Source organism: Vogesella margarita (assembly GCF_028548475.1).
GTDB classification, from domain to species: domain Bacteria; phylum Pseudomonadota; class Gammaproteobacteria; order Burkholderiales; family Chromobacteriaceae; genus Vogesella; species Vogesella margarita.
Genome location: NZ_JAQQLE010000004.1, coordinates 62,411 through 78,399, shown reverse-complemented (window position 1 = coordinate 78,399; position 15,989 = coordinate 62,411). Strand labels below are relative to the sequence as shown.

Genomic DNA, 15,989 nt, shown 5'->3' with positions numbered 1-15,989 from the left:
TACGCATGGTTTTGACAAATATTAAGCAGTTTGCCAGTGAGCTTGGCCTTTCTCCTGAAAGGCTCGTTGAGCAGTTGAACAAGGCTGGTGTCGCCAAGCGCGGCCTGGAAGAAACCCTGACCGAGGGTGACAAGAAGCGTTTGCTGGACTTCCTGAAAACGTCGCACGGTGCCCGCGATGCGAATCAGGTCACCCTGACCCGCAAGCAGACTTCCGAAGTGCAGAGCGCAACGGGTAGCACGGTGAAGGTGGAAACCCGTAAGAAGCGCGTGTTCGTGCGTCCGGAAGACGAGGCGCCGAAAGCCGTTGCTGCCCCTGTGGTAGCCGAGCCGGTAGCCGTTGCCGCACCGGTGGTAGAAGCCAAGCCGGAGCCGGTAGTCGTTGCCGAGCCGGTCAAGGTGGAAGCGGCGAAGCCGGTCGAAGCCAAACCGGCGGAAGCCAAGCCGGTTGCCGTCAAGGCCGACAAGCCAGCCGAAAAAGCGCCGGAAACCAAGGCGGAAGCCAAGCCTGCCGCAGCGGAAACGCCGGCAGCACCGGTGAAACAGCCGACGCTCAGCCGTCCGGCATCGATCCTGTCCGAGGCCGAACTGGCCTCCCGCGCAGCGGAAGAAGCTCGTCAGGCCGAATTCCGCGCCCGTCAGCAAGCGCTGATGCGTGAAAAGCAGGAGCGTGAAGCCCGCCGTACCGCCGCCCGTCTGGAAGCCGCAGCGCCGGCACCGGTCGCCAAGCCGGCTCCGGTGGAAGCCAAACCTGCTGCACGTACCGAAGACATGCCACGCTCTGCCAAGCCAACCCAGCCGCGCATGCAGCCTGCTGCTGGCGGTCGTGACGGCGCCCGTACCGACGGTGCCCGTCCGCAAGGTGGTCAGCGTCCTGCCGGTGCTGCAGGTCAGCGTCCGGGTCAGGGTGGCGCAGGCCGTCCTGCCGGTGCGGGTGCCCGCCCGGCAGCTGGTGCGGCGCCTGCACGTCCGGCGCCGGCTGGTGCTCCTGCCGCCGCTCCGGCGCCGGCCGGTGATGCCCGTCGTGGTCCGGCGAAAAAAGGTGGTGCCGGTGGCCGTGACTGGAATGACGGCAAAAAAGGCAAAGGCCTGAAGACCCGCGGTGGTGATGCCAGCAATGACTGGAAGAGCCGCAAGGGTGGCAAGCACAAGAACAGCAACAACGCCCACGCGTTCCAGGCGCCGACCGAGCCTATCGTGCACGAAGTGCTGGTGCCGGAAACCATCACCGTTGGCGACCTCGCTCACAAGATGGCAGTCAAGGCTGCTGAGGTGATCAAGGTGCTGATGAAGATGGGCATGATGGTGACCATCAACCAGGTGCTGGACCAGGAAACCGCGCTGATCATCGTGGAAGAAATGGGCCACGTCGGCAAGGCCGCCCAGGCGGACGATCCGGAAGCGTACCTGGACAAGGATGAAGTGGCCGAAGCCGCCGAGGCGCTGCCGCGTCCGCCGGTAGTGACCGTGATGGGTCACGTCGACCACGGTAAGACCTCCTTGCTCGACTACATCCGTCGCGCCAAGGTAGCCTCCGGCGAAGCCGGCGGCATTACCCAGCACATCGGTGCCTACCACGTGGAAACGCCGCGCGGTGTGGTGACCTTCCTCGATACCCCGGGTCACGAAGCGTTTACCGCGATGCGTGCTCGTGGTGCCAAGGCGACCGACATCGTGATTCTGGTGGTTGCTGCCGACGACGGCGTGATGCCGCAAACGATCGAAGCGATTCACCACGCCAAAGCGGCCGGCGTGCCGATCGTGGTGGCCGTGAACAAGATCGATAAGCCAGAGGCCAACGTCGAGCGTCTGCGTCAGGAACTGGTTGCCCACGAAGTGGTGCCGGAAGACTGGGGTGGCGACACCATGTTTGTCGAAGTGTCGGCAAAAACCGGTCAGGGCATCGACTCGCTGCTGGAAAGCATCCTGCTGCAAGCCGAAGTGCTGGAACTGACCTCGCCGGTCAATGCGCCAGCCAAGGGTGTGATCGTCGAAGCGCGTCTGGACAAGGGCCGCGGCCCGGTGTCCACGCTGCTGGTGCAGTCCGGTACCCTGAAGAAGGGCGACGTGATTCTGGCCGGTACCGCCTTCGGTCGCGTTCGCGCCATGATCGACGAGAACGGCAAGCAGATCGACGAAGCCGGTCCATCGATTCCGGTGGAAATCCTGGGTCTGTCCGACGTGCCGTCCGCTGGTGAAGATGCGATGGTACTGACCGACGAGCGCAAGGCGCGCGAAATCGCGCTGTTCCGTGCCGGCAAGTACCGTGACGTGCGTCTGGCCAAGCAGCAGGCGGCCAAGCTGGAAAACATGTTTGCCCAGATGGCGGAAGGCGAAGTGCAGAGCATGTCGCTGATCATCAAGGCCGACGTGCAGGGTTCCTACGAAGCGCTGGCACACAGTCTGCAGAAACTGTCGACCGACGAAGTGCGCGTCAACATCCTGCACTCCGGTGTGGGCGGCATTTCCGAATCCGACATCAACCTGGCGATCGCGTCCAAGGCCATCGTGGTGGGCTTTAACGCCCGTGCCGATGCCGCCGCCCGCAAGCTGGCGGAGAGCGAAGGCGTCGAGATCCGTTACTACAACATCATTTACGATGTGGTGGACGACGTGAAGGCGGCCATGTCCGGCATGCTCGCTCCGGAGAAGAAGGAGCAGATACTGGGTACCGTCGAGATTCGTCAGGTTATCTCGGTGTCCAAGGTGGGCAATATCGCCGGTTGTATGGTTACCGACGGTATCATCAAGCGTTCGGCCAACGTGCGTCTCATCCGTCACAACGTGGTGGTGCACACCGGCGAACTCGACTCGCTCAAGCGCTTCAAGGACGACGTCAAGGAAGTGCGTCAGGGTTACGAGTGTGGCCTGATGCTGAAAAACTTCAACGACATCCAGGAAGGCGATCAGCTGGAAGTATTCGAAATCGTCGAAGTGGCTCGTACACTGTAAGACGGTGGTTAGGGGCGGGAGCAAGGTTGGCCGCAAGGCCGGCCTTGCCCCGCCTTTTTGAGTTTTATCTGCCACGAAACCCACGAAAACACACGAACAGCTTGCTGTGCTTTGTCCGCAAGGGTGCAGCGGCTTCGTGTTCTTTCGTGGTGTTCGTGGCCCAATAGGTGTTTGCAATCATGGCCAAAGCCAAAAAAGGTTTCTCCCGCTCGGACCGCATCGCCGAGCAAATCCAGCGCGAGCTGGCCGAACTGATCCGCAAGGGTCTGAAGGACCCGCGCGTCGGCTGGGTCACCATCACTGCGGTGGACGTGACCCGCGACTACTCCCACGCCAAGGTGTTCTACACGGTGATGGAAGAGGGCAAGCGCGAGATCACCCAGGAAGCGCTGGAAAGCGCCGCCGGTTACCTGCGCAACGGCATCGGCAAGGTGCTGCAGATTTTCACCACGCCGCAGCTGCACTTCATCTACGACGACTCCATCGAGCGTGGTGTGTACATGAGCCGCCTGATCGATGAGGTCAACGGCACGGCGGTGACGGTGGCCCAGGGCACCGACAGCGACGCGGACGAAGCCGAGGGCGACGAGCCGCTTGACGACGCGGATGATGCGGACGACGAGGCTGGCGACAAGGCATGAGCGCACCACGTCGGGTGAAACTGCCGATCAACGGCGTGCTGCTGCTGGACAAGCCTTACGACGTCAGCTCCAACGGTGCCCTGCAAAAGGCGCGCTGGCTGTACAGCGCGGCCAAGGCCGGCCATACCGGCGTGCTCGATCCGCTGGCGACCGGCCTGCTGCCGGTGTGCTTCGGGGAGGCGACCAAGTTCTCGTCCTATCTGCTGGATGCCGACAAGGGCTACCGCGCCACCGTCAAGTTCGGCCAGGTCACCACCACCGGTGATATCGAGGGCGAGGTGGTCGTCGAGCGGCCGGTGGCGTTTGACCGCGCAGCGCTGGAGCAAACGTTGGCCGCATTCTGCGGCGTGATCACCCAGGTGCCGCCGATGTATTCGGCGCTGAAATTCCAGGGGCGGCCGCTGTACGAGTATGCGCGCGAGGGCATCGAGATCGAGCGGGCCGGGCGCGAGGTCACCATCCATGAGATCAAGCTGCTGTCCTTTGACGGCGTCGATACCGCGGTGATCGAGGTGCTGTGCAGCAAGGGTACCTATATCCGCACCCTGGCACAGGACGTGGGCGAGCGCCTCGGCTGCGGCGCGCACCTCACCGGCCTGCGCCGCACCACCACCGGCGGCTTCCGGCTGGAGGAGGCGCATACGCTGGAAGCGATCGAAGCCTTGCCGCGCGAGGCGCGCGACGGCCTGCTGCTGCCGGTGGATATCCTGGTGTCGCATTTCCCCGAGCAAACGTTGGCCGCAGAAGACGCGCGCCGCTTTTGTCACGGCCAAGCCGTGCGCGGGGCCGAAAACTGTGCGACAATGCAGCGCTTTCGTGTTTACCACGCGCAAACACGCGAGTTTCTCGGACTGGCGGAGGCAACGGAAGACGGTTTGCTTCAACCGGTACGGGTGATGGTTGCTCCGGCAACCGAATAGTGAAGTGTGGATGGGTTTCGGCTCGCAACACTTGTCGGGTGGCAACACCCTAAACCGATATCGGAGTTTATTATTATGGCAATGACCGCCGCTCAAAAAGCACAGATCGTTAAAGACTACCAGCGCCAGGAAGGCGACACCGGTTCTACCGAAGTTCAGGTAGCCCTGCTGACCGCTCGTATCAACGATCTGACCCCGCACTTCAAAGCGAACACCAAGGATCATCACAGCCGTCGCGGCCTGCTGAAACTGGTTAGCTCCCGTCGTCGCCTGCTTGACTACCTCAAGCGCACCGACGTCGCTGGCTACCGCGCTCTGATCGCTCGTCTGGGTCTGCGTAAGTAATCGGTTTAAATTCGGAAAAGTCGCAGCCTGTCTGCGACTTTTTCGTTTCTGCAGTATCTTATTGAGTCAACGGGGGGAGCCTCTAGGAATCGGTATCGGTTACGGTGTTGATTGCTAGGGGTTCCCGTTGCAAGTTCTATTCCTTAAGTCAAAGGAAACCTCACGTGTTTAATAAAGTTAGCAAATCGTTCCAGTTCGGTCGCCACACCGTGACCCTGGAAACCGGCGAAGTGGCCCGTCAGGCCTCCGGCGCCGTAGTCGTTACCGTTGAAGATACCGTGGTACTGGTATCGGTTGTCGGCTCCAAGAACGTCAAGCCGGGTCAGGACTTCTTCCCGCTGACCGTGGACTACCTGGAGCGTACCTACGCTGCCGGCAAGATCCCGGGCGGCTTCTTCAAGCGTGAAGGCAAGCAGTCCGAGAAGGAAATCCTGACCAGCCGCCTGATCGACCGTCCGATCCGTCCGCTGTTCCCGGATGGCTTCTACCACGACGTGCAGATCGTGGCCACCGTGATGTCGCTGAACCCGGAAGTGGATTCCGACATTCCGGCGATGATCGGTGCCTCCGCTGCGCTGGCCATCTCCGGCCTGCCGTTCAACGGCCCGATCGGTGCCGCCCGCGTCGGTTACGCCAACGGCGAGTACATCCTGAACCCGACCAAGACCGAGCTGGAAACCTCGGAAATGGATCTGGTGGTGGCTGGTACCCAGCGCGCGGTACTGATGGTGGAATCCGAAGCCCGCGAGCTGTCCGAAGCCGTGATGCTGGGCGGCGTGGTGTTCGGCCACGAGCAGATGCAGGCCGCGATCAACGCCATCAACGAATTCGCCGATGAAGTGAATCCGGTAATGTGGGACTGGGAAGCCCCGGCCCAGAACGACGAGCTGATCGCCAAGATCCGCGACATCTCCGGCGAAATGATCGCCAACGCCTTCCGCATCCGCCAGAAGGGCGCCCGCTCCGAAGCACTGGGCGCGGCCTGGAGCGCGGTGAAGAGCGCGCTGATCACCGAAGACACCGACACCCTGGTGGCCAACGAGATCAAGGGCATCTTCAAGTCGCTGGAAGCCGAAATCGTGCGTGGCCAGATCCTGGCCGGCGAGCCGCGTATCGACGGTCGCGACACCCGCACCGTGCGTCCGATCGCCATCCGCACCGGCGTGCTGCCGCGTGTACACGGCTCCGCGCTGTTCACCCGTGGTGAAACCCAGGCTATCGTGACCACCACGCTGGGCACCAAGCGTGACGAGCAGATCATCGACGCGCTGGCCGGTGAGTACACCGACCGCTTCATGCTGCACTACAACTTCCCGCCGTACTCCACCGGTGAAGCCGGCCGCATGGGCCCGCCGAAGCGCCGCGAAATCGGCCACGGCCGTCTGGCCAAGCGCGCACTGGCACAGGTGCTGCCATCGGAAGCCGACTTCGGCTACACCATGCGTATCGTGTCGGAAATCACCGAATCCAACGGCTCCTCGTCGATGGCTTCCGTGTGCGGCGGCTGCCTGTCGCTGCTGTCCGCCGGTGTACCGTTGAAGGCGCACGTGGCCGGTATCGCCATGGGTCTGATCCTGGAAGGCAACCGCTTCGCGGTGCTGACCGACATTCTGGGTGACGAAGATCACCTGGGCGACATGGACTTCAAGGTGGCCGGTACTGCCGCAGGCATCACCGCGCTGCAGATGGACATCAAGATCCAGGGCATCACCAAGGAAATCATGCAGATCGCGCTGGAACAGGCCAAGGAAGGTCGCGTTCACATTCTCGGTCACATGAAAGAGGCGATCGAAGGCCCGCAAGAGCTGTCGAACCACGCGCCACGCCTGTACGTGATGAAGATCAACCCGGAGAAAATCCGCGAAGTGATCGGCAAGGGCGGCGAAACCATCCGCGCCATCACCAAGGACACCGGTTGCGAGATCAACATCGGCGAAGACGGCACCATCACCATCGCTTCGGTTTCGACCGAGAGCGCGGAAGCCGCCAAGCAGCGCATCGAAGAGATCACTGCCGAAGTGGAAGTGGGCAAGGTGTACGAAGGTCCGGTAGTGAAGATCCTCGACAACAACGTCGGCGCCATCGTGTCCATCATGCCGGGCAAGGATGGTCTGGTGCACATCTCCCAGATCGCCCACGAGCGCATCAAGAACGTGGCCGACTACCTGCAGGAAGGCCAGATCGTGAAAGTGAAAGCGATCGAGATGGACGACCGCGGTCGCGTGCGTCTGTCGATCAAGGCACTGCTGGACAATCCGGCGGCGGCTCCCAGCGGCGACGCGGCTTTCGGCCTGAAAACCGGCGCCTGATCCCGTTCGCTAGCGCATGAACAAACCGCCTGTCCGGCTTGCCGGACAGGCGGTTTTTTATTGCGGCCAACCTTTGCGTCAGCCGGTGCCGGCCGCCGCTGCGCGGCGCTTGCCCGGTCGCGGCTGGTAGTCGGCGAGGCTCGGCACCTGCCACAGATACCAGGTCGCGACGCTGCGGTAGGGGCTGCAGGCGGCGGTGGCGGCCAGCAGTTCGCGGCGGCCGGGCAGCGCCGGCAGCGCTTTCAGGAAACGGTAGCCCTCGCGCACGCCGAAGTCATCGACCGGCAGGATGTCCGGCCGTGCCAGCGTGTAGAGTAGCAGCATCTCCACCGTCCAGCGGCCGATACCCGGCAGGGTCACCAGCCGTTCGATCAGCGCGTCGTCGGATAGCTGCGCCGCCTCCTGCCGCGATGGCACGCGGCCGTCCAGTGTGGCGGCAGCGATGGCGTGGATGGTGGCGGCCTTGCGCCCCGAAAAGCCGCAGCCGCGCAATTGCCCGGCGTCCAGCGCCAGCAGTTGCGCCGGCGTCGGGAAAGCCTGCTGCGGCTGGCAGGCCAGCAGCCGCGCCAGCATGGCATCGCCGGCGCGCACGTGCAGTTGCTGGTAGGCGACGGCGCGCAGCAGCGCCTCGTACGGCTCGCGCGCCGGCTTGGGCTGCAGCCGGCAGTGGCCGACCGTGGCCACCAGCTGCGCCCAGTCGGCGTCGATGGCGGCCAGATGCCGGCTGGCGGCGTGGTAGGGATCGGGATAGGGATCTTGCGGCAGGCTAGACATGGCTGGCAGGGTGAAGGGTGGCAGACAGGACACGCTAACCCCGTGCCGCACCGGCCGCATCCTGTTTCTTGCGCCGCTCTGTCGCAAGGGACGCCGCTGTCGCAAAATAGGCGAATTCGGCAGCAAGCGGCGGGATGCCGGGCGCCGCCGCGTTGGCTACAGTAGGCTCATACGGTGGCTGACGAGTGCAAAAGGAAATGATCATGACCGCGACAGCAAAACGCCGCGCCTTGGCGGCGGCAACGGAAAGCGACCCGCGCTGGGCGGCGGTGCTGGCACGCGATGCGGGCGCCGACGGCCGCTTCTGCTACTCGGTGCAGAGCACCGGCGTCTACTGCCGGCCGTCGTGCGCGGCCCGGCAGGCGCGCCCCGAGAACGTGCGCTTTCACGACAGCTGCGCCGACGCCGAACGCGCCGGTTTCCGTCCGTGCCGGCGCTGCAAGCCGGACCAGCCGCCGCTGGCACAGCAGCACGCGCAGAAGGTCGTCGCCGCCTGCCGCCTGATCGACAGTGCGGACACGCTACCGGACCTGGCCACGTTGGCCGCAGCGGTCGGCCTCAGCCGCTATTACTTCCATCGGCTATTCAAGCTGCACACCGGGCTGACGCCCAAGGCCTACGCCGCCGCGCGCCGCGCCGAGCGGGTGCGCAACGGCCTGCAGCAGCACGACACGGTGACGGCGGCGATCTTCGACGCCGGTTTCAACGCCAACAGCCGCTTCTATGCGCAGGCGGACGCGGTGCTGGGCATGACGCCCGGTGACTACCGTGCCGGCGGCGCACGCACGGTGATCCGCTTCGCCATTGGGCAGTGCACGCTGGGCGCGATTCTGGTGGCGCAGAGCGAACGCGGCGTGTGCGCGATCTCGCTGGGCGACGACGCCGAGCCGCTGCTGCACGAGCTGCAGGACCGCTTCCCGCGCGCCGAGCTGATCGGAGGCGACGCCGATTTCGAGCGGCTGGTGGCGACGGTGGTCGGCTTCGTCGAGGCGCCGGCGCTGGGGCTGGACCTGCCACTGGACGTGCGCGGCACCGCCTTCCAGCAGCGGGTGTGGCAGGCGCTGCGCGAGATTCCGCCCGGCGAGACCGCCAGCTACCGCGATATCGCGCGGCGTATCGGCGCGCCACAGGCGGTGCGCGCGGTGGCCGGTGCCTGTGCGGCCAACGTGCTGGCGGTGGCGATCCCCTGCCACCGCGTGGTGCGCACCGACGGCAGCCTGTCCGGCTACCGCTGGGGCGTGGCGCGCAAGCAGGCGCTGCTGGCGCGCGAGGCCAAGCCGTGAGCGCTGACGTTTGCAAACAGGCATGCGGACGATGACGGCCGACCTGTTTGCCGACCCGGCGCCGGACTGGCAGGAGGTGCTCGGCGATGGCGCGCTGGTGCTGCGCGGCTTTGCGCTGCCGTACGCGACGGCGCTGCTGCAGGCCTTGCCGGTGCTGCTGGCGCAGGCGCCGTTGCGCCACATGCTCACCCCCGGCGGCCAGCCGATGTCGGTGGCGATGAGCAGTTGCGGCGACTACGGCTGGGTCAGCGATCGCCGCGGCTACCGTTACGCGGCGCAGGACCCGGCCAGCAACCTGCCGTGGCCGCCGCTGCCGGCGGACTGGTTGCGCCTGGCTGCTAGCGCGGCGGCGGCCGCCGGTTTTGCCGGCTTTGTGCCGGATGCCTGCCTGATCAACTGCTACCAGCCGGGCGCGCGCATGGCGCTGCACCAGGACTGTGACGAGCGCGACTTCGGCCAGCCCATCGTGTCGGTGTCGCTGGGCCTGCCGGTGATGTTCCTGTTTGGCGGCATGCAGCGCAGCGACCGCGCGCAACGGGTGCCGCTGGCGCACGGCGACGTGGTGGTGTGGGGCGGGCCGGCGCGGCTGCGCTACCACGGCGTGCTGCCGCTGCAGCCGGGCAGCCATCCTCAGTTGGGGGCGCAGCGCATCAACCTCACCTTCCGCAAGGCGCGCTGACGGCGGGCCTGGACCCGGCCGTACCCGGTCGCACGTCTCGCGCCGCCAATACCGTCCGGCATCCGCTCGTGCAATAACGCCGCGCCCCACAGGCAGGGGCACGGCGTTGGTTTATATGACCTGACCGGCGTGGCTGACACGGTCGTGCGGCATGGGGAAGCGCGACAAGGTTGGCCGCAGCGTGCGGCCAACCTTGTGCCTTACTCGATGGCAGCGATGGCGTTGGTCTGCTGCCGTAGCAGGAATTTCTGGATCTTGCCGGTCGAGGTACGAGCGATCGGGCCGAAGATGATGCGCTTGGGTACCTTGAAGCGGGCGAGGTGGGCGCGGCAGTGTTTGATCACCGCCGCCTCGTCGCCGCTGACGCCTTCGCGCAGTTCGATGAAGGCGCACGGCACCTCGCCCCATTTCGGATCCGGCAGTGCCACCACCGCCGCCGCGATCACGTCCGGGAAGCGGCACAGCACGTCTTCCACTTCCAGCGACGAGATGTTCTCGCCGCCGGAGATGATCACGTCCTTGGAGCGATCCTTGATCTTCACATAGCCGTCGGGCTGGATCACCGCCAGGTCGCCGGTGTGGAACCAGTCGCCGGCCAGTGCCTCGGCGGTGGCGGCCTCGTTCTTCAGGTAACCCTTCATCACCAGGTTGCCGCGGAACATGATCTCGCCCATGGTCTCGCCGTCGTGCGGCACTTCCTGCATCGTCTCCGGGTCCAGCACCGTCATGCCGTGCTGCATGGTGTAGCGCACGCCCTGGCGGCCGTTGCGCTCGGTGCGGCTGGACAGGTCGAGTGCTTGCCATGCCGGCTGCTTGGCGCAGACCGCGGCCGGGCCGTAGGTTTCGGTCAGGCCGTAGACGTGGGTGATGTTGAAGCCGAGCTTCTCCATGCCCTCGATCACCGCCGATGGTGGCGCGGCGCCGGCCACCAGGCAGCTGACCGGGTGGTCGATGCCCTGTTTGCACTCGGCCGGCGCGTTGATCAGCATGGTATGCACGATGGGCGCGCCGCAATAGTGGCTGACCTTGTGCTGCTTGATCAGCTCGAAAATCAGCCGCGGATCGACGCGGCGCAGGCAGACGTTGGTGCCAACGTTGGCCGCAACCGTCCACGGGAAGCACCAGCCGTTGCAGTGGAACATCGGCAGCGTCCACAGGTAGATGGCGTGGTGCGGCATGCCCCAGTCGACGATGTTGCTGATGGCGTTGAGGTAGGCGCCGCGATGGTGGTAGACCACGCCCTTCGGATTGCCGGTGGTGCCGGAGGTGTAGTTCAGCGCGATGGCGTCCCACTCGTCGGCCGGTAGCTGCCAGGCGAAGTCCGGGTCGCCGCCGGCGAGGAAGTCCTCGTACTCCATCTGTCCCAGGCGCTCGCCGGGGCCGTCGTATTCCGCGTCGTCGACATCGATCACCAGCGGCGGCGTCTCCAGCAGTGCCAGCGCCGGCGCGATGGTGAAGCTGAACTCGCGGTCGGTGATCAGCGCCCGCGCCTCGCCGTGCTGCAGCATGAAGGCGATCGCCTCCGGGTCCAGCCGGGTGTTGAGGGTGTTCAGCACCGCGCCGGACATCGGCACGCCGAAGTGGCACTCCACCATCGCCGGGATGTTGGGCAGCATCACCGCGACGGTGTCGCCGGGGGTGACGCCGTGGCGTTGCAGCGCCGACGCGAGGCGCCGGCTGCGGGCGTAGGTGTCGCGCCAGTTGCGCTGCAGGCTGCCGTGGATGACGGCGATGTGTTCCGGGTAGACGCTGGCGGCGCGCTCGATGAAACCCAGCGGCGACAGCGCGGTAAAATTGGCGGCGGTCTTGCAAAGACCGATCTGGTACGGTTTGCGTGCTTCTGACATCCGGCTCTCCTGTGTTGCGGCTTTGTGTCGTGCCGTCCGGCCCGGGGCAGGGCGGCGCCGACTGTTATCTGGACGATGGTTGCGGCAAAACCTTGCGCAACTTTGTGTCAAATGTAACGAATCGTTGCCACAGGGCATTTTGTGGTGCCGCTGCTCTAAAATGGGGCTTTTACCCGCTATGCCAGTGTTTTCTGGCCAAGGAACGTCGTGATGATGCAACACCCGTCGCCAGAGACCGCACTCGGCGCCACGCTGCTGTCCGGGCTGGACCTGCTGGAGCAGGGCGTCACCGTGTTCGATGCCGGGCTGAGGCTGGTGGCCTGCAACCAGCGCTTCCTGACGCTGCTGGATTTCCCGCCTGAGCTGGCGGCGCTCGGCACGCCGTTCGAGGCCTTTATCCGTTATAACGCCTGCCGCGGTGAGTACGGCCCCGGCGACGCGGAATTGCAGGTGGCGGAGCGGGTAGTGCGCGCGCAGCGTTTCGAGCGCCATGAGCTTGAGCGCCGGCGCCCGGACGGCTCGCTGCTGCACGTGCGCGGCGCGCCCTTGCCGCAGGGCGGTTTCATCACGCTCTACAGCGCGCTGAGCGCGGAGCAGGCTGCGGCCCGTCAGGCACCGCCGCCGTCGGACCCTGCGGGGCGCGAGCTGGAGCGGGCGCGGCAGCAGCTGTGTGCCGCGCAGCTGGCCAACGAGCAGCTTGCCGCCGCCTTGCAGCGCAGCGAACAGCGGCTGCGGCTGATCACCGACACCATTCCGGCGCTGATCGCCTATTTCGACCACGGCCAGATCTACCGTTACGCCAACAAGGGCTACGCCGACTGGTTCGGCCGCGACAGCGCGCAGATGAGCGGGCGCCACATTTCGCAGGCGCTGGGCAGCAAGTTCTACGCCGCGGTGCAGCGCTATGTCGAGGCGGCGCTGACCGGCCAGCAGGTCAGCTACGAATACTCGATGGAGAAGGACGACGGCAGCACCATCTTCGCGCGCAGCACGCTGGTGCCGGAGATCGCCGCCGACGGCGAAGTGCTGGGCTGCTTCGTGCTGTCCTTCGATATCACCGAGCAGAAGCAGACCCAGGCGGCGCTGGTGCAGGCGCAGAAGATGGAGGCCATCGGCCAGCTGTCCGGCGGCATGGCGCACGACTTCAACAACATGCTGACCGTGGTGCTGGGCAACCTCGGCGAATTGCGTCGCCGCCTGTCGCCGCAGCCGGCGCTGCTGGACTATCTCGACCCGGCGCTGCACGCCGCCGGACGCGGGGTGGAGCTGGTGCGGCGGCTGCTTGGCTTTGCCCGCCAGCAGCCGCTCATGGCGCAGCCGGTGCAGATCGGCGAGCTGATCGGCGGCATGATGCAGCTGCTGCAGCGCTCGCTGCCGGAAAACATCGTGCTGGATTGCCATCTGGCGGCGGAGCACGACTACGTGATGGCCGATGCCAACCAGCTGGAAAGCGCCATCCTCAACCTGGTGCTGAACGCGCGCGACGCGATGCCGGACGGCGGCAGGCTGCAGATTGCGGCCAACGTTGAGACGCTGGATGCACGCGCCGCCGCCGAGTGGCAGCTGGCTGCCGGCGACTATATCCGCATCGACGTGACCGACAATGGCTGTGGCATGACGCCGGAGGTGCAGTTGCGCGTGTTCGAACCGTTCTTCACCACCAAGCGCTTCGGCAGCGGCAGCGGCCTGGGGCTTGCGATGGTGTACGGCTTTGCGCGCCAGTCCGGCGGCCAGGTCAGCGTCAGCAGCCAGCCGGGGGGCGGCAGCGTGTTCAGCCTGCGCCTGCCGCGCACCACGCCGACGGCGCAGCCACACGGCCTGCTCGATTTCAGCGGCCGGGCCGGTGGCCGCGAGCGGCCGCTGGTGCTTTTGGTGGAAGACGACCCGGAGGTGCGGCGCGTGGTGCAGCGGCAGCTGAGTGCACTCGGCTACCCGGTGGTGGAGGCGGAAAACGGCGACGAGGCGGCGACACTGCTGGCCAGCATCGCCGACATCGGCCTGCTGCTGAGCGATATCGTGATGCCGGGCCGGCTCGGCGGCCGCCAGCTGGCGGCGCTGGCGCGGCAGCAGCGGCCGGAGATCCGCATCCTGCTGATGAGCGGCTACGCTGCGCCGGCGGAGGGGGCGGATGACCAAACCCGCGACATTCCGCTGTTGGCCAAACCCTTTACCGAGGCCCAGCTGGGCCGGATGCTTGACGAGGTGATGTTGTGTCCCAGAACGAACTGACGACGGCGGTGCCGCCCGAAAAACTGATCTACGTGGTGGAGGACGATCTGACGGTGGCGCGGCTGATCAGCGGCGTGCTGGCGGAATACCAGTTTCGTCACGAGTCGTTCCGCACCGGTCAGGCCTTCCTGCAACGGCTGCGGCAGCAGACGCCGGACCTGTGCATCGTCGACCTCGGCCTGCCGGACATGGACGGCATGGCGCTGCTGCGGCAGATCCGCGAGCGCCACCGATGCGGCGTGGTCATCCTCACCGGCCGAGGTCACGTCGGTGACCGGGTGATGGGGCTGGAAAGCGGCGCCGACGACTACATCATGAAGCCGTTCGAGCCGCGCGAGCTGGTGGCGCGGGTGCGCAGCATCCTGCGCCGCTGCGAGGCGCCGGGCGAAACCGGCGACGCGGCTGGACAGCGGGTCGCGCATTTCTCCGGCTGGCGTTTCGACGTGGCGCGGCTGTCGCTGTACGCGCCGGACGGCAGCGAGCGCCCGCTCAGCGCCGGCGAGGGGCTGATGCTGCTGCGCTTTTTGGAGCGGCCCAACCGTGTGCTGCCGCGCGAGCAGCTGCTGGGGCAGAACGACATCTCGCCGTTCGACCGCAGCATCGACGTGCGCATCTCGCGGCTGCGGCGCAAGCTGGAGGACGACTCCTACAATCCGCGCCTGATCAAGACCGTGTACGGCGCCGGCTACCTGTTCGTCAGCAGCGTGGTGTGGGAATAGCGCGTCTGCGTCAGGACAAAACGCCTGCGGCCAACCTTGGTATCAAGGTTGGCCGCAAGCGTTTTGCAGCGTGGTCTTATACCAGCAGCTCGCGGCCGTTGCGGGCGCTGTCCAGTCCCAGCTCGATCAGCTGCATCACCGTGATCGCGTCGTCCGCCGGCACCGGGTTGGCGCCTTCACCGCGGATCGCCGCCGCCACTGCACTGTAGTAGTGGCGGTAGTCGCCGTTTACGGTCGGCACCACGTCGCCGTGCTCCTCGCCATCCTGTTGCCAGTAGTGCAGGCCGTGCAGCGGGTCCTCGCCCCAGCCGGCGCAGCCCGGCGCCTCGCCGCGCTTCAGCGCCGCTTCCTGGGTGTCCAGCCCGTACTTCACGTAGCTGCCCAGCGTGCCGTGCACCGCGAAACGCGGCACGCCGCCGCTGATCAGGCTGCTGGCCGACAGCCGCACCCGCAGCCGGCCGTAGTGCAGCTGAACGTGGAAGTAGTCGGTGGCGACGGCGCCGCAGCGTTGCGCGGCGAAGTCGGCGTGGATGGTGCGCGGCCGGCCGAACAGCTGCAGCGTCTGGTCCAGCAGGTGCGGGCCCAGATCGAACCACAGCCCGCCGCCGGCGCCGGCGGATTCGCGCCAGCGCGCCTGCACTTGCGGCCGGTAGCGCTCGAAGCGCGACTCGAACAGCGCGATGTCGCCCAGCGTGCCGTCCTGCAGCAGCTGGCGCACGGTGAGGAAGTCGGCATCCCAGCGCCGGTTGTGAAAGGCCGACAGCTGGCGCCGGTACACGCCGGCCAGCACCTGCAGCTCCTGTGCCTCGGCCGAGGTCAGCGTGAATGGCTTGTCGACCACCACGTGTTTGCCGGCCGCCAGCGCCGCCGCCGCCAGCGGAAAGTGGCTGTCGTTGGGGCTGGCGATCACCACCAGGTCGATGTCCGGATCGGCCAGCACCAGCGCCACGTCGCTGAGTACGCGGCTGTCCGGATGTTCGTGCAGTAGTTGTTCGCCCTTGCTGCTGACGATGGTATGCAGGCACAGCTGCGGACAGGCGCGCAGCAACGGGGCGTGGATGGTGCGGCCGGCGTAGCCGTAACCGATCAGGGCGACATTCAGGGGCAGGCTCATGGTGTACGGTCTTCCGGTGGGTTTCTGCTTTCAGCCTAGTTCAAGGGGGGCTGCCGGCGGGATTCATTGCGTGCTTGCTGCCGTTTTAAGGGCATGGCATGACGGGGCGGCGGGCAAGAAAAAGCCCCGTGTCGTGATACGGGGCCGCAGGCCTTAGAACCTGTTCAATGTCTGCTGC

Annotated in this window: 12 protein-coding genes; 9 read left to right on the top strand and 3 right to left on the bottom strand. The window is 66.0% G+C overall.

Translation table 11 applies throughout. From position 1 onward, the window contains the following. The first annotated feature begins 5 nt into the window (after positions 1–5). The 5 genes from infB to pnp all read left to right on the top strand — a co-directional run bounded on the left by infB (position 6) and on the right by pnp (position 7,166). Positions 6–2,951, top strand: coding sequence for a translation initiation factor IF-2 (gene infB / locus PQU96_RS06685; RefSeq protein WP_272771496.1), 2,946 nt, complete (start codon positions 6–8; stop codon positions 2,949–2,951). 179 nt (positions 2,952–3,130) lie between these two features. Further along, complete coding sequence (gene rbfA, locus PQU96_RS06680; RefSeq protein WP_272771495.1) at positions 3,131–3,592, top strand: 30S ribosome-binding factor RbfA; 462 nt, start codon at positions 3,131–3,133, stop codon at positions 3,590–3,592. Further along, complete coding sequence (gene truB / locus PQU96_RS06675) at positions 3,589–4,512, top strand: tRNA pseudouridine(55) synthase TruB (protein ID WP_272771494.1); 924 nt, start codon at positions 3,589–3,591, stop codon at positions 4,510–4,512. Before rbfA ends, truB begins: the two co-directional genes overlap by 4 nt. Before the next feature lie 75 nt (positions 4,513–4,587). Beyond that, positions 4,588–4,857 carry a 30S ribosomal protein S15 gene (rpsO, locus tag PQU96_RS06670; RefSeq protein ID WP_047967077.1) on the top strand — a complete coding sequence of 90 codons (270 nt, stop codon included), beginning with the start codon at positions 4,588–4,590 and terminating at the stop codon, positions 4,855–4,857. A 164-nt stretch (positions 4,858–5,021) separates the two neighbouring features. After that, a complete protein-coding gene (gene pnp, locus PQU96_RS06665) occupies positions 5,022–7,166 on the top strand; it encodes a polyribonucleotide nucleotidyltransferase (protein WP_272771493.1) in 2,145 nt (714 codons plus the stop codon). A gap of 78 nt (positions 7,167–7,244) precedes the next feature. Here pnp and PQU96_RS06660 read toward each other — a convergent pair whose 3' ends face one another. Continuing rightward, positions 7,245–7,991, bottom strand: coding sequence for a DNA-3-methyladenine glycosylase family protein (locus PQU96_RS06660; protein WP_272771492.1), 747 nt, complete (start codon positions 7,989–7,991; stop codon positions 7,245–7,247). A 152-nt stretch (positions 7,992–8,143) separates the two neighbouring features. On the opposite strand from PQU96_RS06660, the gene ada reads away from it, so the two are divergent. Then, positions 8,144–9,223 (top strand): bifunctional DNA-binding transcriptional regulator/O6-methylguanine-DNA methyltransferase Ada, encoded by a 1,080-nt coding sequence (gene ada, locus PQU96_RS06655; protein ID WP_272771491.1) that lies wholly within the window; start codon positions 8,144–8,146, stop codon positions 9,221–9,223. A 31-nt stretch (positions 9,224–9,254) separates the two neighbouring features. After that, positions 9,255–9,902 (top strand): DNA oxidative demethylase AlkB, encoded by a 648-nt coding sequence (gene alkB / locus PQU96_RS06650; RefSeq protein ID WP_272771490.1) that lies wholly within the window; start codon positions 9,255–9,257, stop codon positions 9,900–9,902. Positions 9,903–10,102: 200 nt separating this feature from the next. On the opposite strand, the gene PQU96_RS06645 is transcribed toward alkB, so the two are convergent. Further along, the gene (locus PQU96_RS06645; protein WP_272771489.1) at positions 10,103–11,749 is read right to left on the bottom strand and encodes an acyl-CoA synthetase; all 1,647 of its coding nucleotides are present in this window, start codon (positions 11,747–11,749) and stop codon (positions 10,103–10,105) included. 210 nt (positions 11,750–11,959) lie between these two features. Here PQU96_RS06645 and PQU96_RS06640 point away from each other — a divergent pair, with 210 nt between their 5' ends. Beyond that, positions 11,960–13,978 (top strand): PAS-domain containing protein, encoded by a 2,019-nt coding sequence (locus PQU96_RS06640; RefSeq protein ID WP_272771487.1) that lies wholly within the window; start codon positions 11,960–11,962, stop codon positions 13,976–13,978. After that, entirely contained in the window at positions 13,960–14,697 is a 738-nt protein-coding gene (locus tag PQU96_RS06635) for a response regulator transcription factor (protein ID WP_272771486.1), read from the top strand. Before PQU96_RS06640 ends, PQU96_RS06635 begins: the two co-directional genes overlap by 19 nt. A gap of 76 nt (positions 14,698–14,773) precedes the next feature. Here PQU96_RS06635 and PQU96_RS06630 read toward each other — a convergent pair whose 3' ends face one another. Next, positions 14,774–15,811: an oxidoreductase gene (locus PQU96_RS06630; protein ID WP_272771485.1), complete on the bottom strand. Its 1,038-nt coding sequence runs from the start codon at positions 15,809–15,811 to the stop codon at positions 14,774–14,776. Positions 15,812–15,989 lie beyond the last annotated feature (178 nt).